Annotated in this window: 26 protein-coding genes; 12 read left to right on the top strand and 14 right to left on the bottom strand. The window is 59.9% G+C overall.

The window, feature by feature from the left end; translation table 11 throughout:
• The first annotated feature begins 352 nt into the window (after positions 1–352).
• Positions 353–1,078 (top strand): WD40/YVTN/BNR-like repeat-containing protein, encoded by a 726-nt coding sequence (locus tag KI811_RS17060; RefSeq protein ID WP_214187671.1) that lies wholly within the window; start codon positions 353–355, stop codon positions 1,076–1,078.
• 128 nt (positions 1,079–1,206) lie between these two features.
• Here KI811_RS17060 and KI811_RS17055 read toward each other — a convergent pair whose 3' ends face one another.
• Together KI811_RS17055 and KI811_RS17050 are read right to left on the bottom strand one after the other, a co-directional pair.
• A complete protein-coding gene (locus tag KI811_RS17055; RefSeq protein ID WP_214187670.1) occupies positions 1,207–1,428 on the bottom strand; it encodes a hypothetical protein in 222 nt (73 codons plus the stop codon).
• A gap of 251 nt (positions 1,429–1,679) precedes the next feature.
• Positions 1,680–2,999 carry a diaminopimelate decarboxylase gene (locus KI811_RS17050; protein ID WP_214187669.1) on the bottom strand — a complete coding sequence of 440 codons (1,320 nt, stop codon included), beginning with the start codon at positions 2,997–2,999 and terminating at the stop codon, positions 1,680–1,682.
• A gap of 448 nt (positions 3,000–3,447) precedes the next feature.
• On the opposite strand from KI811_RS17050, the gene KI811_RS17045 reads away from it, so the two are divergent.
• Positions 3,448–4,677, top strand: coding sequence for a PEP-CTERM sorting domain-containing protein (locus KI811_RS17045; RefSeq protein WP_214187668.1), 1,230 nt, complete (start codon positions 3,448–3,450; stop codon positions 4,675–4,677).
• Here KI811_RS17045 and msrA read toward each other — a convergent pair.
• Positions 4,643–5,233 carry a peptide-methionine (S)-S-oxide reductase MsrA gene (gene msrA, locus KI811_RS17040; RefSeq protein WP_214187667.1) on the bottom strand — a complete coding sequence of 197 codons (591 nt, stop codon included), beginning with the start codon at positions 5,231–5,233 and terminating at the stop codon, positions 4,643–4,645. The two genes, KI811_RS17045 and msrA, sit on opposite strands and share 35 nt — an antisense overlap.
• A gap of 155 nt (positions 5,234–5,388) precedes the next feature.
• Here msrA and KI811_RS17035 point away from each other — a divergent pair, with 155 nt between their 5' ends.
• Positions 5,389–5,913: a GNAT family N-acetyltransferase gene (locus KI811_RS17035; RefSeq protein ID WP_214187677.1), complete on the top strand. Its 525-nt coding sequence runs from the start codon at positions 5,389–5,391 to the stop codon at positions 5,911–5,913.
• 64 nt (positions 5,914–5,977) lie between these two features.
• Here the strand turns inward: KI811_RS17035 and KI811_RS17030 are convergent, their stop codons facing one another.
• Positions 5,978–7,186: an MFS transporter gene (locus KI811_RS17030; protein WP_281415258.1), complete on the bottom strand. Its 1,209-nt coding sequence runs from the start codon at positions 7,184–7,186 to the stop codon at positions 5,978–5,980.
• A gap of 157 nt (positions 7,187–7,343) precedes the next feature.
• On the opposite strand from KI811_RS17030, the gene KI811_RS17025 reads away from it, so the two are divergent.
• Positions 7,344–8,000 carry an HAD family hydrolase gene (locus KI811_RS17025; protein WP_214187666.1) on the top strand — a complete coding sequence of 219 codons (657 nt, stop codon included), beginning with the start codon at positions 7,344–7,346 and terminating at the stop codon, positions 7,998–8,000.
• 147 nt (positions 8,001–8,147) lie between these two features.
• Positions 8,148–9,410 (top strand): DUF445 domain-containing protein, encoded by a 1,263-nt coding sequence (locus KI811_RS17020; protein WP_281875115.1) that lies wholly within the window; start codon positions 8,148–8,150, stop codon positions 9,408–9,410.
• An 89-nt stretch (positions 9,411–9,499) separates the two neighbouring features.
• On the opposite strand, the gene KI811_RS17015 is transcribed toward KI811_RS17020, so the two are convergent.
• The 4 genes from KI811_RS17015 to KI811_RS17000 form a co-directional block, all read right to left on the bottom strand.
• Positions 9,500–9,682 (bottom strand): DUF6726 family protein, encoded by a 183-nt coding sequence (locus KI811_RS17015; protein WP_214187664.1) that lies wholly within the window; start codon positions 9,680–9,682, stop codon positions 9,500–9,502.
• A gap of 66 nt (positions 9,683–9,748) precedes the next feature.
• Positions 9,749–10,468, bottom strand: a complete 720-nt coding sequence (locus KI811_RS17010) for a ZIP family metal transporter (RefSeq protein ID WP_214187663.1) — start codon at positions 10,466–10,468, stop codon at positions 9,749–9,751.
• Between the two features lie 127 nt (positions 10,469–10,595).
• Positions 10,596–10,958, bottom strand: coding sequence for a VOC family protein (locus KI811_RS17005; protein ID WP_214187662.1), 363 nt, complete (start codon positions 10,956–10,958; stop codon positions 10,596–10,598).
• 63 nt (positions 10,959–11,021) lie between these two features.
• Positions 11,022–11,429 carry a DoxX family protein gene (locus tag KI811_RS17000; protein ID WP_214187661.1) on the bottom strand — a complete coding sequence of 136 codons (408 nt, stop codon included), beginning with the start codon at positions 11,427–11,429 and terminating at the stop codon, positions 11,022–11,024.
• A gap of 189 nt (positions 11,430–11,618) precedes the next feature.
• Here KI811_RS17000 and KI811_RS16995 point away from each other — a divergent pair, with 189 nt between their 5' ends.
• From KI811_RS16995 to KI811_RS16985, 3 genes are all read left to right on the top strand, one after another.
• Positions 11,619–12,581, top strand: coding sequence for an NADPH:quinone reductase (locus KI811_RS16995; RefSeq protein WP_214187660.1), 963 nt, complete (start codon positions 11,619–11,621; stop codon positions 12,579–12,581).
• Between the two features lie 243 nt (positions 12,582–12,824).
• Positions 12,825–13,208 (top strand): hypothetical protein, encoded by a 384-nt coding sequence (locus KI811_RS16990; protein ID WP_214187659.1) that lies wholly within the window; start codon positions 12,825–12,827, stop codon positions 13,206–13,208.
• A 4-nt stretch (positions 13,209–13,212) separates the two neighbouring features.
• Positions 13,213–13,737, top strand: coding sequence for a glycine zipper family protein (locus KI811_RS16985; RefSeq protein ID WP_214187658.1), 525 nt, complete (start codon positions 13,213–13,215; stop codon positions 13,735–13,737).
• A 130-nt stretch (positions 13,738–13,867) separates the two neighbouring features.
• Here KI811_RS16985 and KI811_RS16980 read toward each other — a convergent pair whose 3' ends face one another.
• A complete protein-coding gene (locus KI811_RS16980; RefSeq protein ID WP_214187657.1) occupies positions 13,868–14,044 on the bottom strand; it encodes a hypothetical protein in 177 nt (58 codons plus the stop codon).
• A 139-nt stretch (positions 14,045–14,183) separates the two neighbouring features.
• On the opposite strand from KI811_RS16980, the gene KI811_RS16975 reads away from it, so the two are divergent.
• Together KI811_RS16975 and KI811_RS16970 are read left to right on the top strand one after the other, a co-directional pair.
• Positions 14,184–15,071: a CvfB family protein gene (locus KI811_RS16975; RefSeq protein WP_214187656.1), complete on the top strand. Its 888-nt coding sequence runs from the start codon at positions 14,184–14,186 to the stop codon at positions 15,069–15,071.
• Positions 15,068–15,550 (top strand): GreA/GreB family elongation factor, encoded by a 483-nt coding sequence (locus tag KI811_RS16970; protein ID WP_214187655.1) that lies wholly within the window; start codon positions 15,068–15,070, stop codon positions 15,548–15,550. Before KI811_RS16975 ends, KI811_RS16970 begins: the two co-directional genes overlap by 4 nt.
• Before the next feature lie 68 nt (positions 15,551–15,618).
• Here KI811_RS16970 and KI811_RS16965 read toward each other — a convergent pair whose 3' ends face one another.
• Together KI811_RS16965 and KI811_RS16960 are read right to left on the bottom strand one after the other, a co-directional pair.
• On the bottom strand, positions 15,619–15,771 hold the full coding sequence (locus KI811_RS16965) for a hypothetical protein (protein WP_214187654.1): 153 nt from the start codon (positions 15,769–15,771) through the stop codon (positions 15,619–15,621).
• A gap of 148 nt (positions 15,772–15,919) precedes the next feature.
• Positions 15,920–16,120 carry a cold-shock protein gene (locus KI811_RS16960; RefSeq protein ID WP_004513554.1) on the bottom strand — a complete coding sequence of 67 codons (201 nt, stop codon included), beginning with the start codon at positions 16,118–16,120 and terminating at the stop codon, positions 15,920–15,922.
• Positions 16,121–16,539: 419 nt separating this feature from the next.
• On the opposite strand from KI811_RS16960, the gene KI811_RS16955 reads away from it, so the two are divergent.
• Together KI811_RS16955 and KI811_RS16950 are read left to right on the top strand one after the other, a co-directional pair.
• Positions 16,540–16,785 carry a DUF3553 domain-containing protein gene (locus KI811_RS16955; RefSeq protein WP_214187653.1) on the top strand — a complete coding sequence of 82 codons (246 nt, stop codon included), beginning with the start codon at positions 16,540–16,542 and terminating at the stop codon, positions 16,783–16,785.
• 128 nt (positions 16,786–16,913) lie between these two features.
• Positions 16,914–17,474, top strand: a complete 561-nt coding sequence (locus KI811_RS16950; protein WP_214187652.1) for a nucleoside deaminase — start codon at positions 16,914–16,916, stop codon at positions 17,472–17,474.
• Between the two features lie 70 nt (positions 17,475–17,544).
• Here the strand turns inward: KI811_RS16950 and KI811_RS16945 are convergent, their stop codons facing one another.
• From KI811_RS16945 to KI811_RS16935, 3 genes are read right to left on the bottom strand one after another with little or no spacing between them, the layout of a single operon-like run.
• Positions 17,545–17,892, bottom strand: a complete 348-nt coding sequence (locus KI811_RS16945; RefSeq protein WP_214187651.1) for a transcriptional regulator — start codon at positions 17,890–17,892, stop codon at positions 17,545–17,547.
• Between the two features lie 17 nt (positions 17,893–17,909).
• On the bottom strand, positions 17,910–19,070 hold the full coding sequence (locus KI811_RS16940; RefSeq protein WP_246551837.1) for a PQQ-dependent sugar dehydrogenase: 1,161 nt from the start codon (positions 19,068–19,070) through the stop codon (positions 17,910–17,912).
• 26 nt (positions 19,071–19,096) lie between these two features.
• Positions 19,097–20,038 carry a DUF4382 domain-containing protein gene (locus KI811_RS16935; protein WP_214187650.1) on the bottom strand — a complete coding sequence of 314 codons (942 nt, stop codon included), beginning with the start codon at positions 20,036–20,038 and terminating at the stop codon, positions 19,097–19,099.
• Positions 20,039–20,084 lie beyond the last annotated feature (46 nt).

The raw sequence follows: 20,084 nt of genomic DNA, 5'->3' as shown, positions 1-20,084 counted from the left end.
GATTGAGAAGTTCTCTCCCAGGGAGTGGTACACTTTTCAATTCCCGTAACTGGTACACTTTTACGTTCCCATTGACATCTGGTTCCAAAGTTTCGCTGGGCCCTGCTTTGACGTTGCCTCCTCCGCCGATGGAACCAGGCTGGTTGCCGCCCGCCTCCAAGGTCAGATTCAGCTTTCGCGGGATGCCGGCGCGACCTGGATCGCGCGGGGGCCGGAGAAAGCCTGGTATTCGGTTGCATCGTCCGCCGACGGCAGCAAGCTGGTGGCGGTAGCAAGGGGTGATTACATCTATACTTCTGCCGATTACGGAGAGACATGGACGCAACGAGGACCGAGCCGGACCTGGGCGAGTGTGACCTCCTCGGCAGATGGCACCAAGCTGGCCGCGGTGGCGGAAAATGATTATATCTATGTCTCCACCGATTCCGGGGTCACCTGGACCCAACGCGGGTTGAACAAGCCGTGGCGGGCCGTGGCCTCCTCGGCCGACGGAACCCGACTCATCGCGCTCGGGGATTACACCAGCTACCGCTCGACAGATTCGGGGGCTACGTGGGACTACATGCTGTTCAACGTGCAAGGCAAACCGACGTATTCTTATTATCTCCAGTATTGGCAGTCCGTGGCCTGCTCGGCCGATGGTAAGCGGTGGATTGCCGGTTCCAGCTGGGATGATCTCTATCTCTCTTCGGATTACGGCTACACCTGGTACAAGGCCGGGGTGAGCGGTTATTGGAGCGGTGTTGCTTCCTCTGCTGACGGGCGGGTACTGCTGGCTGCACCCTATGACGATTTGCTTTATGTCTCAACCGATTACGGCCAGAATTGGCAGCGGCGGGGGGCGAAAAAAGCCTGGTATTCGGTGGCCACTGCGGCGGATGGCTCCTCTTCGGCCGCAGTCGATTTTGGCGGTCCGCTTTTCGTCTCTCACGACCTGTCCACTTCACTGGCGGGCACGGCTGGATTTCTCTACGGAGAGAACCGGGGCAACGATGCCGTCCTGCAGTACGCCGGCAATGGCCAGTATGACCTGATCAGCTATAGGGGGCGGGTGCTGTTTGACCGGCAAATCAAGTAGAGAATTAAAAAGGGGACAGGCTACTTCTTCAAAAAGTAGCCTGTCCCCTTTTCTTTTGCCTGTAATTGACAGTTCCCATAATGCAAATGGCGGCCACTCGGTCGCCATTGCTGTTTTTGGGCTTTGCGTCATTCCGTGTTGAAAGCCCGGCTAATGGTGTTGGTTATTCCGCGTGCCGCCGATCTCAACTCGTGGCAACTGTTACGCGTCACGGCAGAGTCAAGGCACGCCTTGTAGTTGGCAGGAATCTGTCCTCCCGTGACTACGAGGTCAACATCCGTCCCTTTTGTGATATGCAGCGAACCGCCCGAGTAATCGACTTTGAAGTCGTCCTTATAGTCGCATCTCATACGTCTCACCTCTTTTCATATCTCTATTATCGCATAGTTTGGAAATGCCGGAGCGTGTTTCTGTTCTTGGGGGAAAACGAGGGACACTTCCCATAGTTTCGTTGTCACTAATAAACGATAAGGCCTTATGGTTTATTAGTGACTCGCGCTAGGTAACAATCGATACATAGTGACAGGGTAGAGAAAGAAACCAATAAAAAAGGCGGCCAAATGGCCGCCTTTGATGTTTCCGGAGCATATGTGGTGGTGGACTACAGCTTCACGTCCAGCTCGTTCTGGGTGAGTTGCTCCCGTACCTGCTTCTTCCGGATCAGTACCAGTTCGCCGGTTTTGGTCCTCATGACGGCCCCCGGCTTGCGGTGGGAGTTGTAGTTCTCCGGCGACATGCTCTCGGAGTAGGCGCCGGTGCCGCCGATGACGACGTAGTCGCCGATCTCCGGTTCCACGATCATGACCGGCACGATGTTCCCCTCCTTGTCGAGCCGCACCGAATCACCGCTCTCGCAGCAGCGGCCGACGATGCCGAAGGGCTTCAGCCCCGCCGTCGGGGTCTGGTCGTACTCGCTGGATAGCAGCGTTCCGTCCTGGCGGACGATGGCGACGGGATGCTCGGAGCCGTAGAGGAGCGGCCGGGTCAGCAGTTCCATGCCGCCGTCGACGATGAGGAAGTTCATCTCGTTGGTGAACTTCTTGTCGATGATGCGGGTGACGATGTGTCCCGAGTTGGCTACCACAAAGGTTCCCGGCTCGATCTCCATCACCAGTTCGCGGCCGGTGGCGGCCTTGAACTCCTCGATCCGCTGCTTTGCATAGGCACCCAGGGAGGCGATGTCGGCCTGTTTTTCGCCCGGCATGCGGGCCACCTTGAGGCCGCCGCCGAAGCTGACGGTCGTGGCGTCCGGGAAATAGGTCTTGACGAAGCCGAGCTCCCGGTCGATGTTCTCCTGCCACTTCTCCGGGGCACCGCCGGAGCCGATGTGGACGTGGACCTGGGTGAAGCGGAGCCCCTTCTCGTCGGCCGAGGCCTTCACGGTCGGGACGTCCCGCAGGTGGACGCCGAAGCAGGAGTACTCGCTGCCGGTGTCGCGGGTGGCGCTCTCGCCGCCGCCGGCGGCGCCGGGATGGACCCTCATGGAAAGGTCGATCTTGTTCTGCGCGGCAAAGTCGGCGATCAGCTGGAACTGCAGCATGGAGCAGACGTTGTACCTGAGGCCGGCCTTGATCATGGCCTCCAACTCGGCCCGCTCCTCGCCGGTGGGGACCTCCTGGGTGGTGAGCATCATGCGGCTGTAGGGGATGCCGGCGGCATGGGCCCGGGTCGCCTCGTCCAGGGAGGAGCAGTCCAGGTCCAGCCCCTTGTTGGTGACGATGCGCAGGACGGTGCGGTCCGAGTTGGCCTTCATGGCGTAGCGGACGTGCAGGCCGTAGGCATTGGGCATGCCCAGCAGCTGGTCGCAGCTGTTCTCGATGTACTGCTGGTCGTGCAGGTAAATGGGGGTTCCCCACTCCCCGGCGATCTTCGGGATCAGCGTTGCGTTGAGTCTGGTCGGACCAAAGGAAGTCATTGTCATTCGATCAACCTCATGGATGTGATGGTGATGTCGCGTTTTCACGATGCCGTCACGGCGACGTGAAGATGTTAATTCACTTATGTAGCATTTTCCATGGTTGTGGTGCAACAGCTCTTTCACAGTCGTTCAGCCAAGAAGCTGTCGCGGGATTACGAGAACGTCTACACCGATGTGCAAGCGCTTGAACGGGTCGGACTCATCGCCCGCGCTTGCGCCGTGGGATCGAGTGGCGGCGGAAATAAGTCTGGCAGCGTAAGTGCATTAAGAAAACGGCCTCCTGAATTCGTCCCGGTGTAAGCAATTCCGCACACTTTTGTCGAATAACTTCACACATAGACTATGGGCATTTCTTCACAATGCCGGGATTACAGCTGATTACAGTACGGCATTGAATATGCTTAACATGCCAATAGGTTTAAGAAATAACCTACAAGAGGGGGGCATGTTCATGATTAAGAGAATCGCCCAAGCTATCATGGTTATGACCGCTTTACTCTTTTCTGCGACATCCGTGCTGGCAACAGACTTGTATTCGGTAACGGGCCTCGGCACCCTGGGGGGCCCTTACAGCGAAGGCTTTGGCATCAATAACAGCGGCCAGATTACAGGAACTTCGTATACTCGCAATGCCTATTTTCCTTACCATGCCTTCCTCTACAGTGGCGGCTCCATGCAGGACCTTGGCCCCCCCGGGTGGTACAGCGAAGGCTATGACATCAACGACAGCGGCCAGGTTACGGGGGTTTCGCATTTTGTAGGGAATGGTGACCACGCGTTCCTCTACAGCGGCGGCTCCATGCAAGACCTTGGCACCATCGCGGGAACTTACAGCGTAGGCCTTGGCATCAATAACAGCGGCCAGGTTACGGGATATTCGAATTCCAACATCTATGTTGGCCGAGAGGCCGTCTTCTTCATGCACGCCTTCCTCTACAGCGACGGCTCCATGCAGGACCTCGGCACGCTCGGGGGCACTTTCAGCGCAGGCTACGACATCAACGACAGCGGCCAGGTTACGGGACATTCGTATACTAAAGATGGGGACCATGCCTTCCTCTACAGCGACGGCTCCATGCGGGACCTCGGCACCCTCGGGGGCACTTACAGCGTAGGCCTTGGCATCAATAACAGCGGCCAGGTTACGGGATATTCGTATACTAGCAATGCCTATTTTGCTTACCACGCCTTCCTCTACAGCGGCGGCTCCATGAAGGACCTCGGCACCCTCGGTGGTACTTCCAGCGAAGGCATTGGCATCAACGACAGCGGCCAGGTTACGGGATATTCGGAAACTAGCGGGGACACAGCTACTCACGCCTTCCTCTACGACGACGATTCTATGGTTGATCTCAATAGCCTCATTTCTGACCCATCATGGGTGTTAACGTCTGCCACGGATATCAACGACGTGGGGCAGATTGTTGGATATGGGGATCATACTTTAAGTAGCGGGGTGGTGAGACAGGAAGCGTTTCTCCTGACCCCGGTAGCTGCCGTTCCCGAACCCTCCGCCTTCTTTCTCCTTGCCGCTGGCCTTGGCGGACTGGCTCTTATCAGAAGGAAGGCGGTGTTTCGGGGGCAGTACACAAAACTGAAGAAGGGCAGTTCAAATGGACGCCCTTTTGTCAGGACGAGTCGCTATTTCAGTGCCCCGCCCGTTCCCCCCAGATATCCCTGACTCGCTGGTCACGCCCGCAATTCCAGCGGTAGTAGTGATAGCGGACGGGATTCTTCTTGTAGTAGTCCTGGTGGTACTCCTCCTCGCCTTTGACCGGGTAGAAGGAGGAGGCGGCAAGGATCGGCGTGACCACGGTTCGGCCTGGAAAGCGCGCGGCGACCTGGCGTTTTGACTCCTCGGCGCTGGCTCGCTCGGCGGCAGTGGCAACGAAGATCGCGCTCCGGTAGCTGGGGCCGCGGTCGCAGAACTGGCCGCCACCGTCGAAGGGGTCGATGTGGCGCCAGTAGTAGTCGAGAAGTTGCCGGTAGCTGACCTTCCGCGGGTCATAGGTGACCTGGACCGCCTCCACGTGCCCCTCGTGGTTGCCGTTGTAGGTCGGGTTCGGCAGGGTGCCGCCGGTGAAGCCGGAGACCACGGCGCTGACGCCGGGGAGCTTTTCGAAGTCCGCTTCCATGCACCAGAAGCAGCCCCCGGCGAAGATTGCCGTATCTGCCAATGCGGGGGTGGCCGTGGCGAAAAGCAGAACCTGCAGGGTGAGCAGAACGATGCGTGGCATAAGAACCTCCTGGCAGGCAAAAAGGTTAGTCCTCTTCTCTGTATTGTGCCACAATCCGGTCCCGGATGCGAAGGGGCTCCCCCGGGAGCCTGGACGAGTTCCCCGAGTATCGGGACAAGGTCACCGCGAAACTCGGTGGCGAATAAAGGATGGAAATGAAAATACAGAAACCGACCATCGAGACCCGCCCCAAGGTCTACGCGCTTCTGCGTAGCGCCTTCCCCGGCAGTGACTATGAAGCCGCGCTGGTGCAGAAACTCCATGAGAACGGCAGAGTTATCCACGAATGGGTGTGCATCCATACCGGCAAGGTCATCGCCTACATCGCCTTTACCAACGCCTACCACGGCCGCGACATCTGCGGGCTGCACCTGGCCCCCATGGCCGTGGCTCCGGAATTCCAGAGGCGGGGGGTGGGGTCGGAACTGCTCAGGTTCGCCCTGCGGCAGGAGGCGATCAGCAGCCAGCCCCTCTTCGTGCTGGGAGAGCCAGGCTATTACAGCCGGTTCGGCTTCGAGCCGTGCCGTGTGCCCATCTGTCCCTTCGACAAGAACAACGCGCATTTCCTGAGCATGCGCAATGCCACCGCCACCAGCTTTGTGGTGGGCTATGAGCCCGAGTTCACAACCGCTTCCCCACCGGCGGGCTCGTCCCGGCGCACGAAGCGTGGGAGACGGTGAGCGTCCGGAACCGGATTCCGGAGACATTCACGCATGAATTGAAAAGGCGGCCGGTTAGCCCCCTTTATGGATGTGAACCGACGCCGTGCCGCTGCCTCAAGAACAGCCAGACCAGCGGCGGCAGCACCAGCAGGTAGGCGAGGAAGAGTAACAGGAAGCTGTTTCCTACCCCGTGGGCATCGGCATACCGGCCAAGGAGCGGGCCGGTGACGGCGAACAGCAGCCGGAAGCAGAGGGACTGGAGCGAGAGCATCCCCGCCCGGTTGGCCGACGGGATCTCGGTCTGAGCCACGTGCAGCAGGAACGGCCCCCGCATCCCCCGCATGGCCGTCAGAAGATAGTAGAAGAGAAAGCCCCATATCCCCGCTGCCAGTCCCAGCCCCAGGTAGCCCCCCCAGACGAGTATTACCAGCAGGAAGATCATGCCACGATCGCGGAGCTGCTCCCGCAGCCGGTGGCTGAACACGGCAACGATGGCCACGGTGAGGTTTGCCCCGGCCCAGATCGGGCCGAAGGAGGCGAGGGGGACCCCGGCGCTCCGCATGTAGGGCTGGATGAGCCAGACGGGGTAGAAGGAGGAGAGCCCGAGGGCGATGCTGAGGAGGACCGTCACCCGGAGACGCCGGTTCTCGATGAAGACGTAACGCGCCGAGGCGAGGGCCTCTTTCAGGTGGTTGGCCTGGTGGTGCCGCTCGCGGGGCGGTTCGGCCATGCCGCGGGTGAGGAGGAGCGCCAACACCCAGACCGCCACCTGGAGCACGAAGGGGATGAGCGGGTAGCGGGCGTAGATGACCCCTGCAAAGAGCGCCCCGGCAGCCTCGCCGGTCTGGCCGAAGAAGGTGGAGCGCCCCTCGAACCGGCCGTATGCCGCTTCGTCCGCCGTCCCCTTGAGGGATTCGTAGAGGAGCGCGCTGTCCGTGCCGCTGATGAACGAGGTGGAGATGCCGAGGAGGGTCTCGGCGATGAGGACATCCCGGAACGACGATGCGACCGTGTAGACCCCCCAGCCGGCTATGCCGAGGACCGACGCCAGGGTCAGGGCGGTGCGGTAGCCGAGCCGGTCGCTGATGTAGCCGGAGGGGTACTCCATCACCACCATTGCCACGGCGAAGATGCTCTGCAGGAGCAGGATCTGGGACAGCGAGAGCCCGATCTGGTCCTTCCAGAAGAGGGTGATGACCGCCATGGGGAACAGGGTCATCTGCAGGAAGGAGAAGCCGTAGAGGAGGGAAATATTGCGCCGGAGCGAAGTCATGGCGGCATTATGAAGCATTCCGGACCAATTATGAAGCGGGAAGGTAAGGCAGTAGATGGGCCGCCATTGTCGATTCCCCCCTTGCAGTTTTGCCCGACTTTGCACCACAATGGTTGGGACGGCTGGACCGGGAACGTACGTTCAACCAGAGAGAGGAGGCGAGGCGGGCACGAAGATGTTTGACGGAATTTTCTGGGACAACGACGGGGTGTTGATGGAGACCGAGCACCTCTACTATCAGGCCAATGCCGAGGCGTTGGCACAGGCGGGGGTGACGCTTACCCTTGACGACTTTCGCCGGATCTCCCTGCGCCAGGGGGAGAGCGTGCTCGACCTGGCCGCCGGCGCGGGGCAGGGTGACGAGGATGCTACGGCGCTGCGCCGGGTGCGGGACGAGATTTATTTCCGGCTCTTGGGGGAGGAGGCGCGGGTGATGTCCGGGGTGCGGGAAACCCTGGCACGGCTCCACGGCCGGCTCCCCATGGCGATCGTCACCAGCTGCCGCCGGGATAACTTCCTGCGGATGCACCGGCAGAGCGGGCTCCTGGACTATTTCGATTTCATCCTCACCCGCGAGGACTACGGCGCCTCCAAGCCCGATCCCGAGCCGTACCGGACCGCCTGCGTCCGGGCAGGGCTCGACCCCGGTCGCTGTCTGGCAATTGAGGATTCGGAGCGGGGTGTAACCTCCGCTGCCCGGGCAGGGCTTGTCGTTGCCGCGATCCCCGGCGACATGAACCGGGGGGGCGATTTCGGGGCCGCCCGCTGGCTTCTGGACGGCGTCCACGAACTGCCGGCGCTTCTGAAGCTCGACGAGGCGAAAGGATTGTGAGACCACGCGACGCGGTCCCCACCAGGCGTTGACAAAAACACCGCCTCCATGTCATAAAACTACTGCCCGACGGGAAGCCGCTTCCACCTCATGAAGCGGCTTTTGTTCGTCATGGGGAGGCGCGAAAAAACGATCCGGAGAACGTGTGTGGACACCAGAAAACAAGCATTGATCAGAAACAAGACCATAGCAACGGGGTTGATGATTGGCGCGGCGATCCTGTTTGTCATTGCCCGCCTGCAGAAGGGGCATGGCGCCTGGGAGTGGGTGGCCGCGTTCGCGGAGGCGGCCATGGTGGGCGCCCTGGCGGACTGGTTTGCGGTGGTGGCCCTGTTTCGCCACCCGCTGGGGGTGCCGATTCCCCATACGGCGATCATCAAGAACAAGAAGGACGCCATTGCCGGGAACCTGGCCGGCTTCATCCGTGACAAGTTCCTTGCCACCGACACGCTGATCGCCAAAATGAGGGCCTACAACCCGGCCGAGCACCTGGCCGTCTACCTGATGGCGCGGGACAATGCCACCGGCCTGGCCAGGGGGGTGACCCGCCTGTGCGCCGATTCCCTGGATTTCATCGATGACGAGCGGGTGCAGCAGTTGTTGAGAGCCGCCCTGAGCAACCGGATCGACGGCTTTGATGTCTCGACCTCCGCCGGAACGGTTCTCGATGCCCTGCGCAAGGACAATCGCCACCAGGTCGTGCTCGATGACCTGCTGCAGCGCTGTGCCGGGTGGCTGGCCGGCGAGGAGGCCCAGGCGCGGCTGGCCACGGCCATCGACGACATGTGCACCAAGGAATATCCCCTGCTCATGGCCTTTCTCCCCAACCGGGACAAGTTCGCCCGGGGAGCGGGGGAGAAGATCGTCAAGAGGATCAACGCCTTCATCCAGGAGGTCAATGCCGACCCCGGCCATGAGGTCCGGTACCGCTTCGACACTGCCGTGACCGGCTTCATCGCCCGGCTGAATACTGACCCGGTGCTGCGCGGCAAGATCGAGGCGATCAAGCGCGACGTTGTCCATAACCAGGCCATCAGCGATTATGCGCAGAGTATCGGCAGCGACCTCAAGAACTGGCTGAAAAACGATCTGCAGCAGCCCGAGTCGCAGATGCGGGAGAAGGTTGCGGCGGCGGTTGCCGGCCTCGGTACGACCCTGGCGCACAACAAGGAACTGCAGGAGTCCCTGAACGCACACCTGGAAACGCTGGTGCTGCACTACGGGGATACGCTGCGCACGGCCATTGCCGGCCATATAACTGGCACCATGCAGCAGTGGGAGCACGAAGACTATACCAACGAGATCGAGCTGAGCATCGGTTCCGACCTGCAGTTCATCCGGATGAACGGCACCCTGGTGGGCGGGGTGATCGGCCTGGTGCTGCACGCCATCTCGCTGCTGCTGGTGTAGTGACAGTTACGCCGTTTACTCAATTCAAAAGGCGGCCCATTGGCCGCCTTTCAAGTGCACGTGCGCCATGCATGAGGCATAGCGATCAATCAGATCGGCACGTCATCGACCACGTCGGCAGCACTGTCGATCCCGTCGTGAATCGTATTGCCGGCTACCGGAATGATCGAAATCACCGCACCGGTCACCCTCATGGGAACCGACACCAGCTTCGTCAGCACACACCCCTGCAGCATGAGAAGCATCCCCATAATAATCATCATTCGTATCATCGCGACTCCTCCTTGACAATGAGGGTCGGGAGTCTCCGCTCCCGACGGATATATCTGCGAATAGAATTATACCCCCATGAGTTGAATGCTCCAAAAGATGAGAAAACCGGCAAAGAGGACAAGGGTTGAAATCGGCTTCTCTTGCACCACATGGGCCTCCATCAGCAACTCCTCGGTGACGAGGTAGAGAAGCGCGGCGGCGCTGAAGGCAAGGGCTGCGCCGATTACCGTGTGCGAGGCACCCGCAAGAAGGAGATTCCCGAGAACCGCGCAGAGCAGTACCGTTACCCCGAGCCCCCCTGAGACAAGGACGATCTGGCGATCGCTGACCCGGTCGGAGGTGAGGGCCAACCCTAGAAAGAGCAGTTCCACCGACAGGCCGATGGCAAGTATCGGCCCAGTTTCCCCGCCGGCGGCGAACCCGGCGCCGATGATGAAACCGTCCACCGCCACGTCGATGAAGGTTGCCAGCAGGAGCCCCCGCCCGATGCCTCCCCGTATCCCGGCCAGCTGATCCTGATGTTCGAGGTGCTCGGCCCAGAACTTCAGTCCGTACATGAAAAGGCTCCCCAGGGCGAAGGCCCCGATCAAAACCGGACCGGGTGCGTGTTCCCGGCCGATTTCCGGCAGGAGTTCCACTGCCAGGGCCGCCAGAACCACCCCGGCAGCGAAATGCTGAATGAGGCTCCGACTCTGATGGTTCGGTTTCCAGTATGCGGCAAGGAACCCCCCGCACAGGGCGACGACGGCCGGAATCGAGATCAGGAGAAGATTATGCAGGGACACTGACACCTCTCGTGGAGTGATAGGTGTATCGAACGCACAACCTCGATTGATACACGCATATCAGAAGGAAAACAATAAGCATTCACGGGCCGTGCGTTCGAAGTTATCAAATTTCACCCGATGCCCATTACACCTGCTTCGGGTTCATCTGCCACAACGCCAGTGTTGCCCCGGTGGGATCGGTGATGACGCTGAACCAGCCGATGCCGGGAATCTCGGTGACCTCTTTGCAGATCGTTGCACCGAGGGCCCGGGCCTTTTCGGTGGCGGCGGCCGCATCGTCCACCAGGACGTAGGCCAGCCAGTGGGACGGTGAATCCGGTACGGGGCTCTTCATCATGCCGCCGCCGGTTCCTTCGCCCACCTTGATGAGGGTGTAGTCCATGTCCGGGATCTCTTCCAACTGCCAATCGAACAGTTGAGTATAAAATTCCTTGGCCTTGGCCACGTCGGTGGTCATCAGCTCCACGTGCACAAATGGGTTTGCCATGACAATCTCTCCTTTCCGCTCGAACTGCTGTGACTTGTAATCGGCACCGATTTCGCGCGGTTGTTATCGGCCCGAAGGGCCTCTTCTGCCGCTCCTCAGGGAGTCAACGCTCCAGATGCCGCCTCCCTGCGATGCGATGAACAGGAACACGAAGCAGTACAGCGCCGCCAGTTCACCATTGTTCTGGATCGGCAGCAATGCCTTGGTCCCGTGCACCATCCAATAGGCGACGGCCATCTGACCGCTGGTTATGAAGGCCGCCCAGTGGGTGAACAGACCGATCATTACCAGTGTGCCTCCGATCAACTCGATCGGGCCGGCGGCATAGGTGATAAAAGCGGGAACTTCTCCCGGCATTCCGATCGGGAAGGCGAACAGCTTCTGGGAGCCGTGCCACAGGAACAGAAAACCGGTAACGATCCTCATCAGCGCGTAGCATTGGGAACTGTATAGCGACATGAATGATGTCATGGTGACACCTCCTTATCGGTACATGGTCGTCCGGGAATAGCGTGTGCTTTAAGACTATTTTAGTCTCTTTTGCGTCTTCCGCAACCCTCGGAAATGCGGCTTGCTTGCCAGCATCTCTGCCGGACACTGTTGGCGGTGATATAATGAAAATCAAAGGAGCCAAGAGAGATAAAGGAATGGGTGATCATCATGAAAGCTATTCGAGTGCATGAATTTGGCGAACCGGAAGTGATGGGGCTTGAAGACGTGGCCCCCCTGACCCCAGGACCGGCAGAGGTCGTGGTCAGGCTGCATGCCGTCGGCGTGAACCCGGTCGATGCCTATATCCGCTCCGGCCAGTACCGCCCCGACCTGAAACTTCCCTACACGCCCGGCCTCGACGGGGCCGGAGTCATCAGCGCCGTCGGCTCGGAAGTCAAGCACCGGCGCGTGGGGCAGCGGGTCTATGTCGCCTGGTCCCTGAGCGGCACCTATGCGGAGGAGGTCCTCTGCAAGGAATTTCAGACCCATCCGCTTCCCGACGGGGTCAGCTTCGCCCATGGCGCGGCCATCGGTGTTCCCTATGGCGCTGCGTTCCGGGCGCTGTTCCAGCGTGCCCATGCGGTGGCAGGGGAAACGGTGCTGATCCATGGTGCGAGCGGCGGCGTGGGTATCGCGGCAGTGCAGCTCGCCCGGAGAGCCGGCATGTGGGTGATCGGTACCGCCGGCACGGAGAAGGGTGAGGCGCTGGTGCGGGCCCAGGGTGCCCACCATGTCCTGAACCACCGCACCGAGGGGTATCTGGACAGGCTGCAGGAGTTCCCCTGCGGCAAGGGGGTGGACGTCATCGTGGAAATGCTCGCCAACGTGAACCTGGACCGTGACCTTGGGGTGCTGGCAAAGGGGGGCCGGGTGGTGGTGGTCGGCAGCCGCGGCCGGGTGGAGATCGATCCCCGTACCGCCATGGGAAAGGAAGCCGCGATCCTTGGCATGACCCTCTACAACGCCAGCGACAAGGAACTGGCCGGCATGCATGCGGCATTTGTCGAGGGTCTGGCCAACGGCACCCTCAGGCCGGTGGTGAGCCGGGAGCTCCCCCTTGCCGCCGCGGCCGAGGCCCATCACGCGGTCATGGAGTCCAGTACCCTCGGCAAGATCGTGCTGCTTCCGTGAGTGGGGCAGACGGCACTCACGAGGCGATGGCATGAGATCGTGAGGTTCCCCTCCCCATCAGCAGGGGCGATTCGGTCTGTACCGGAAGGATGGGAAAATGCGCCCGTGGGGGCGTGATTTTTTCTTTACCGTCTTTGTCAACACGATAGTTTTTGGAGCGTTTATAATAAGTAAAGTTTTCGTGGCAGTCCTCGATTGGATGTCGGAAGAGGGGCGAAATCACGATGACGGAAGGAGGCCTGTATGAACAGGATCGCGTGCGGTATCTTCGCGTTGACGGTTGCGCTCATGGTGAATGTCCTGCCTGCCCATGCGCGGGGTGGTTATTACGGGCATCATGGAGGAGGGGTGAGGTTCGGCGTGCATGTGGGGCCGGGGGCGTGGTGGCCGGGATGGTGGGGACCGTACGGCTACGGCTATTATCCCTATTATCCGCCGCCGGTCGTTGTGCAGCCGCCGCCGTCTGACCTCTACATCGAGCCGGCCCCCGCGCCCGAGGCGGAGGAACCCCGTTACTGGTATTACTGCAAGGAAGCGAAGGGATACTATCCCGATGTGAAAAAGTGCCCAAAGGGGTGGATGAAGGTTGTTCCTCCTGAAAATCCACCGGAGGAAGAAGAGGAGTGATGCCATGGTAGTCAATCGGTTGCAAAGATATGCGACAGTGGCGGCATTGATGGTGCTGGGGGGGTGTGCGACGGTGCCGTCCGGCCCGAGCGTGCTGGTACTGCCGGCACCGGGAAAACCCTTTGAGCAGTTCCAGGTGGAAGATGCGACCTGTCGGCAGTGGGCCGGGCAGCAGATCGGTCTCTCCGCCCAGGACACGGTCAACCAGAATACGGCCCAAAGTGCCGTCGTCGGAACGGCACTAGGGGCCGGTGCCGGTGCGCTCCTCGGCGCAGCGGCCGGCAATCCGGGTGCGGGCGCGGCCATTGGCGCAGGCAGTGGGCTGCTCGTGGGGACGGCGTCTGGTTCCGGCGCCGGGGAGGCATATGGATGGGAGGCGCAGCAGAAATATGATTACGCGTACGTGCAGTGCATGTACGCCAAGGGGAACCAGGTTCCCGGCCGGGTGCACCGGTACCGGCTGAAGAGAGTCGCCCCGTCGCCATCATCTCCCGACAGGTATTCCGTGCCGCCTGACTACGTTCCCTGATCTCCCGTTTTCCTCTGTCGGCATGCACATGCAAAAGGCCATACCCGTTTCAGGATATGGCCTTTTGTGTTCAAAGCCCTTGCCATGGCAGGAAGAGCCATGGGATTTCGGGGAACATCCCTCTTCCTCCCTAGCTCAACATGTCAGCGTCACCGCTTACATGGACAAAACCGTCTCTTTTTACTTCATGGTCGAGTTTGGGAATCGTCTCACATACCTCACAGAGATACTTCTCTCCTTTGTCGCTGAAAGAGCCGTGTTCACAGGCACCGCTCCACACCTTGATGTCACATCTCTTGGTTCTCATGATCCTTCGCCTCCCTTCTTCTTGAATATATTATACACCGGGGAAGAGGTTTACCGTGGGGAAAGATTAGCCTTACAACGTCCCGAAGTCCCATGCTATCCTGCACGGAACGAGCACTGAGGAATCCGTGGAGGATAACATGGAACACACTGAAGAGCCTGGACTCTGTCGTCTGCACACCCTGAAGGTCGCCCGCGTTGACAAGCAAGGCGTCTGGCTGGAGGCCGCCGGGCGCCTGGCGCACCTGCCCCGGCGGGAGGCGCCCCAATCGTTCCCCGGTGACCCGGTGGAAGTATTCCTCTATCAGGACGGGGCTGGAGAGTTGCAGGCCACGTGCCGTCTCCCGCTGGCCCAGGCTGGCGAGTTTGCGCTGCTGACGGTCAAGTCGGTCGGTTCCCACGGGGCATTCCTCGACTGGGGACTGGCAAAGGATCTGCTGGCGCCTTATCGTCTCCAGCCCGAGCGGATGCAGGTCGCCAGGAGCTACCTCGTGAAGGTCGATCTCGACCCGCAGGGGCGCCCCTTTGCCAATGCCCGTATCGACGATTGCCTTGACCGCGGACGGCCCGACCTGCGTGAAGGAGACGCGGTGACCCTGCTCGTCTGGCAGTTCACCGACCTGGGAGCCAAGGTCATTGTCAATCACCGCTATCCCGCCCTCCTCTACCGGGACGAACTGCCGGCCGGAACCATTGTCGGCATGCTGCTGTCCGGTTATGTGAAGCGACTGCGCGAAGACGGCAAGCTGGATGTTACTCTCCGCAAGGTGGGGGCCGAGGCGGTGTCGGACGCCCGGGATGCCATCCTCAAGGCACTGGCTGCCCATGGCGGCACCTTGCCCCTCCATGACCGGAGTTCACCGGCAGCCATCGAGGAGGCTCTGGGCATGAGCAAGAAGAGCTTCAAGAAGGCGGTGGGAGGGCTCTACAAGGACGGTCTGGTGACCCTGGACGATGAGGGAATTAGGCTGACGGGGAAAGACACGGCCAACACCCAGTCCCCGGAAAGGGACCGTCCGTTGCCATGACAAAAGTGCAGTTGCTGAACCAGATTACGGCGGCCCTCGATGCCGATCTTGCTGTCCTCGCCACCGCAGCCCGGTTCGCCCACGAGGCAGCGACCCACGAGGAGTGCATACCCGACAACAAGTACGACACCACGGCGCTGGAGGCATCCTACATCGCCCAGGGACAGGCTAACCGCGCCCAGGAAATACGGCGGGCGCTGGAAAGCTACCGGGTGCTGGAGTTGCGTGAATTCGACGACGAGACGCCGATTCGGCTGACGGCCCTGGTTATCCTGGAGGATGAGGAAGGAGAAGCAAAGCGTGTTTTTCTCGGCCCGGAAGCGGGTGGACTCAAAATCGCCGACGGTGCGGAGGAGGTCGTAGTCATAACCCCGCAGTCACCCTTGGGCCGCGTCCTGCTCGGCAAGGTGGTCGGGGATCAGCTGCAAGCGGGTATGGGGGGTACGCGAAAAACCTTCACGGTCGTCGAGGTCTGCTGAGGGTTGAGCGCGTATTCGAAGGTGTGAACGATGTTCAAAAGGCCGGCCAATCAGTTGGCTGTCGTTCGTTAGTCAGTCTCTCCCTCTTGGGGGGACTGTTCGGAGGCTTCTTCAGGGAGGGAGTCTTTTCTTGCCAGTTTGCGCTGAAGCTTTTCGTCGTTCTTTTTCTTCCGCTCTAGTTCCTTCTGCCGTTTCTGAAACTGGAAATTGGGTTTTGCCATCGATTCACTCCTGCGCGCATGGGATAGGGGGTCAGGTCGGTCGTGAGGGACATGATCCCGAGGTGTCTTTTTCTTGGGGTGCCGACAACTGCCGAAACAAAAAAGCCCCGAGGTTTTCCCGGGGCTTTTGAGGTCTGCTGCAGGGTTGTTATACTCTGGTTACGTTTGCGGCCTGAAGACCTTTCGGCCCCTTGGTTACTTCAAACGTTACCCTATCGCCTTCAGTAAGGGATTTGAATCCGTCACCCGCGATGGCGGAGAAGTGACAGAACACATCTTCACCGTTGTCCTGCTCGAGAAATCCAAAACCCTTGCTGTCGTTGAACCACTTTACTGTTCCGTTTACCATGTGCTTACTTTCTCCTGATACTTCCTGTTGTTTTTGTCCGGCTTAATGCCGAATCCTGTTACGACACTAACAGCTTTGTTCTGATAAAGTCAACCTATTATATTTACGCTGACATGGGCCTCATTAATTTAGCGTGCCAAGCATGAGGGCGCAATTTGTAATCATGCCTCTCATTAACGAGTGGCCATAATTGTGCAGTTCCGCAAATGTTTGACTGTTGTCAGCTTTGTTCATGATAGTACTAATATCAACGTAATAAATTAACGTCAAGATTCCTTGCTAATTCAGAACCTTGTCGTATATTATAGAAAGAAGTTAGAGTTGTATTGGTGATTTTTCGGGTTTTGTTCGCAAGGGCAGGTTTATGAGTTAAGAATTATGACTCATTCACCTCTACAAAAAGAAAGCGGTATGAGACAATGACAATCAAAGTCGGAAACATTGTAAGTCACACAGGAGGCCAGGAATGGGGCACCGGCAAGGTTCTGGAAATAACATCCACCTTGGCGATGATTCAGTTCAGCGACGGTATAAAACGGAAGATTGCAGTATCTCACTTCAGTACGTTGGAGCCTGCTGCGCCAGGCTCTTATTTGCCTCCTGTTGAAGTTCCTGTTGTGGCAAAACCTTCCCGGGCACCCAGGGCAAGCAAAAAGAAAATATAATTACGAGAGTTCATTCTGGGAACAGATATATACTTAATTCAAAAGGCGACCAATCGGTCGCCTTTTCTGTCTCTGTGCAGATCGTTGCTATGGACCGACAGCCCGTTGGGGTGAAGGGGGGTAACCTGATGCTGCATCTGTCGTTGCCGTTGCCCGAATGGGCCCGTACGTCCGTGGGGGATTCGGGCATTTTTGCAGGGGATGCCGAGAAAATGGCCTTTGCCATCGGCCTTGCCCACAGCAATGTGGAAGAGGGGGCCGGTGGCCCGTTCGGTGCGGCGATATTCAACCGGGAAAGCGGCGAGCTGGTGAGTGTGGGGGTGAACCTCGTGGTTGCAGGCATGAACTCCGTGCTCCATGCCGAGATGGTGGCCATCATGGCGGCCGAAGCGAAGCTGGGGACCTATACCCTGGCAGCCAGGGGACGTTTCGAGCTGTTCTCCTCCTGTGAACCGTGCGCCATGTGCCTCGGGGGGATCCTCTGGAGCGGGGTGGAGAGGCTGGTGTGTGCCGCTGCGGCCGACGACGCCCGGGCAATCGGCTTCGATGAGGGGCCGGTGTATCCTGAGTCGTACCGCTACCTGGAAGAGCGTGGAATCGAGATTGAAAGGGGCATCATGCGTGAAGAAGGGAAGAGGGTGCTGGAACTCTACCGGGAGCGGGGGGGTATCCTCTACAACCGGCGGTAGCCATTGCCCGCGAGTTGCTTCGGATTGTCGGATCGGCTCGGATAGGATCCTAAAGAATCAGGAGGTATTCTCACTCCTGGCCGTGTCCCTGCCGCTGGCGGATGGCGAAGAGCGGTTCGAAGATGAACTCGTCGCGGCAAACGGGGCATTTGCCGGGGGGGGTGAGGCGGTCGCGTTTGGCAAATATGAAGCCGCAGGCGCGGCATTCGGCCGGAGTGACCTCCAGGTATCCTCCAGTGGCGTGGATGCTGAGACGGATATGCTCCAGGTGGCTATAGACCTCCTTTTCGGCCAAATGCGCCTGGCTCGAGATCTCTCTGGCGGAGAGGGGATGGTCGCGTATCAGTTCCATGACGGCGTGGCGGGCCGTTTCCTGGGCGGGGCGCGGCACGGCCGGTTTCCGTGGTCTCTGTTTCATGGGTCCTCCCACGGGGGCTACTTCCGTTGGTAGCTGATCCGGTAGATGGCGCCGGCCTTGTCGTCGGAAACGAGCATGCTGCCATCGGGCATGATCTGCAGGTCCACGGGGCGTCCCCAGACCTTTCCGTTGTTAAGCCATCCCTCGGCAAAGGGTTCGTAGGAGACGGCCCGGTTCCCCTCCAGGCGCACCAGGGTGATGCGGTAGCCGATGCGCTCGCTCCGGTTCCACGAGCCGTGCTCGGCGATGAAGATCTGGTTGCGGTAGCGTTCCGGGAACATGGTGCCGGTGTAGAAGCGCATGCCAAGAGCCGCCACGTGGGGGCCCAGCTCCATCTCCGGCGGTACGAACCGGTCTTTCGTGCGTTTCGTACCGTACTCGGGGTCGGGGATGTTGCGTCCGTGCCGATAGGGGAAGCCGAAGTGGAGACCGGGCCGGGGGGCCCGGTTGAGCTCGTCGGGCGGGATGTTGTCCCCCAGCCAGTCACGGCCGTTGTCGGTGAACCAGAGCTCGCCGGTCCGGGGGTGCCAGTCGAAGCCCACCGTGTTGCGCACTCCCCTTGCAAATATCTCAAGATTGCTCCCGTCGGCGTTCATGCGCATGATCGTGGCGAAGCGGGGATCCTTTTCTTCGCAGACATTGCAGGGGGCCCCCACCGGTACGTAGAGCCTCCCGTCGGGGCCGAAACGGATGAACTTCCAGCCGTGATGGGACTTGTCCGGAAAGGATGCGTTGACTGCAATCGGCCGGGGGGGATTCCTGAGGCGCGCCTCGATGTTGTCGTAGCGGAGCACCCGGCTCACTTCTGCCACGTAGAGGGAGCCGTTGCGGAAGGCCACGCCGTTGGGCATCTCCAGCCCCTTGGCAATGGTGATGACCTCGTCGGCCACGTGATCGCCGTTGCGGTCCAGAACGGCATAGACCTTTCCCTCGTCACGACTCCCGACAAAGAGCGTTCCCTTGGTGCCGAGGGCCATGGAGCGGGCGCCCGGCACGTTGTCGGCATAGAGGGCGATACTGAAGCCGGAGGGGAGCGTTATCTTGGCCGGCATGGGCTGGGCGGCGTTGCAGAATGTGGCGGCCGCGAGCAGAAGGATCAGGGGGAGGAGGAATCGATACATGCTGTAGGGGGGCATGGCAACCTCCCGCGCAGGGGGGGAAGAGGGGGAGGCTTTCATGGCCTCCGCCTGTTTCGTTTCCGGCGTCAGGGCGTTGGAGTGAGATGAATGTCGCCGAGGTCAGTGGTTTGTCCGGTTGCCACGGGGACTGCGGCAGACGAATAGAGCTGGAAACCGTTGGCGGCGACGAATGCCTTGTAGGCGACTGTCGCGGTGCTGGGCGGAACGAATGCCGCAAAGGGGGCCTGCCACGCGCCGCTCGTGTAGTTGCTGAAGATCGTGCCAGCGGCGATGGGGGCGGTGTCATTGATGGATCCGCGGCGTTTCACCGATACCGTGACACTCGTCCACTCCTTGCTCGTCGACAGGACGTTCCCCGAAATGGAGCCGAACTGGGTAAGCCCATCGGGCATCCGCACAAGGCGGATCCCGGTCGGCTTCAGGTTGTAGTCGCCATTCCCCCTCGCAACGATGGCGGTGTTGGGGTCGAAGTCGATCATGACCGCATTGATGACGCCGGCCTTGACCTCTATTGGGCCGAGGACCTTTAATCCCGATTGCTGGCCGCTGGGGGTTTTGAGGGGGAAATGCGTATTGGTGAGGTCCGACGTCAGGGTCAGGTAGTTTGCCGGTGGTTGACCATTCTGGTTGGGGTTGAGAATGAGCCGGATCTGGCTGTAGGTTCCCGCCGGGATCACCACCTCACCGAGGGCCTGCTGCACGAACTGCAGCTGCACCACGTCTACAACCATGGGCGTAGCGAAACTGGCAATCATCGGGAGACCCGGGTCATTATCGGCCGCGTTTTCCATGCCGGCCGGCACGACGCGTATTTCTCTGATGCTGATAACCACGCTCTTGAAATCGTCGCTCTGCTTGTCGGTGATGGAAAGCTTCAGGGTTCCCGTGGATGCCGTCGTGCTGCTTCCCCCTCCCCCTCCTCCGCACCCTTGGATCTGAACCACTGCCAGGGTCCAGGCAACAAAGGTCATCAGCACTTTCATGATTATCTTAACTCTCTTCACCATCGATTCCTCCTCTCCTCGGTTTTGTGCGTTTTCGCACAAAAAAACC

Source organism: Geobacter hydrogenophilus (assembly GCF_018501225.1).
Classification (GTDB): domain Bacteria; phylum Desulfobacterota; class Desulfuromonadia; order Geobacterales; family Geobacteraceae; genus Geobacter; species Geobacter hydrogenophilus.
This window is presented reverse-complemented; position numbering and strand designations above follow the sequence as displayed.

Bases quoted from the DNA above. Each gene is read 5' to 3' on its own strand.
- KI811_RS17055 (WP_214187670.1), bottom strand. From the start codon at position 1,428: ATGAGATGCGACTATAAGGACGACTTCAAAGTCGATTACTCGGGCGGT.
- KI811_RS17050 (WP_214187669.1), bottom strand. From the start codon at position 2,999: ATGACAATGACTTCCTTTGGTCCGACCAGACTCAACGCAACGCTGATC.
- KI811_RS17045 (WP_214187668.1), top strand. From the start codon at position 3,448: ATGATTAAGAGAATCGCCCAAGCTATCATGGTTATGACCGCTTTACTC.
- msrA (WP_214187667.1), bottom strand. From the start codon at position 5,233: ATGCCACGCATCGTTCTGCTCACCCTGCAGGTTCTGCTTTTCGCCACG.
- KI811_RS17035 (WP_214187677.1), top strand. From the start codon at position 5,389: ATGAAAATACAGAAACCGACCATCGAGACCCGCCCCAAGGTCTACGCG.
- KI811_RS17030 (WP_281415258.1), bottom strand. From the start codon at position 7,186: ATGCTTCATAATGCCGCCATGACTTCGCTCCGGCGCAATATTTCCCTC.
- KI811_RS17025 (WP_214187666.1), top strand. From the start codon at position 7,344: ATGTTTGACGGAATTTTCTGGGACAACGACGGGGTGTTGATGGAGACC.
- KI811_RS17015 (WP_214187664.1), bottom strand. From the start codon at position 9,682: ATGATACGAATGATGATTATTATGGGGATGCTTCTCATGCTGCAGGGG.
- KI811_RS17005 (WP_214187662.1), bottom strand. From the start codon at position 10,958: ATGGCAAACCCATTTGTGCACGTGGAGCTGATGACCACCGACGTGGCC.
- KI811_RS17000 (WP_214187661.1), bottom strand. From the start codon at position 11,429: ATGACATCATTCATGTCGCTATACAGTTCCCAATGCTACGCGCTGATG.
- KI811_RS16995 (WP_214187660.1), top strand. From the start codon at position 11,619: ATGAAAGCTATTCGAGTGCATGAATTTGGCGAACCGGAAGTGATGGGG.
- KI811_RS16990 (WP_214187659.1), top strand. From the start codon at position 12,825: ATGAACAGGATCGCGTGCGGTATCTTCGCGTTGACGGTTGCGCTCATG.
- KI811_RS16985 (WP_214187658.1), top strand. From the start codon at position 13,213: ATGGTAGTCAATCGGTTGCAAAGATATGCGACAGTGGCGGCATTGATG.
- KI811_RS16980 (WP_214187657.1), bottom strand. From the start codon at position 14,044: ATGAGAACCAAGAGATGTGACATCAAGGTGTGGAGCGGTGCCTGTGAA.
- KI811_RS16975 (WP_214187656.1), top strand. From the start codon at position 14,184: ATGGAACACACTGAAGAGCCTGGACTCTGTCGTCTGCACACCCTGAAG.
- KI811_RS16970 (WP_214187655.1), top strand. From the start codon at position 15,068: ATGACAAAAGTGCAGTTGCTGAACCAGATTACGGCGGCCCTCGATGCC.
- KI811_RS16965 (WP_214187654.1), bottom strand. From the start codon at position 15,771: ATGGCAAAACCCAATTTCCAGTTTCAGAAACGGCAGAAGGAACTAGAG.
- KI811_RS16960 (WP_004513554.1), bottom strand. From the start codon at position 16,120: ATGGTAAACGGAACAGTAAAGTGGTTCAACGACAGCAAGGGTTTTGGA.
- KI811_RS16955 (WP_214187653.1), top strand. From the start codon at position 16,540: ATGACAATCAAAGTCGGAAACATTGTAAGTCACACAGGAGGCCAGGAA.
- KI811_RS16950 (WP_214187652.1), top strand. From the start codon at position 16,914: ATGCTGCATCTGTCGTTGCCGTTGCCCGAATGGGCCCGTACGTCCGTG.
- KI811_RS16945 (WP_214187651.1), bottom strand. From the start codon at position 17,892: ATGAAACAGAGACCACGGAAACCGGCCGTGCCGCGCCCCGCCCAGGAA.
- KI811_RS16940 (WP_246551837.1), bottom strand. From the start codon at position 19,070: ATGAAAGCCTCCCCCTCTTCCCCCCCTGCGCGGGAGGTTGCCATGCCC.
- KI811_RS16935 (WP_214187650.1), bottom strand. From the start codon at position 20,038: ATGGTGAAGAGAGTTAAGATAATCATGAAAGTGCTGATGACCTTTGTT.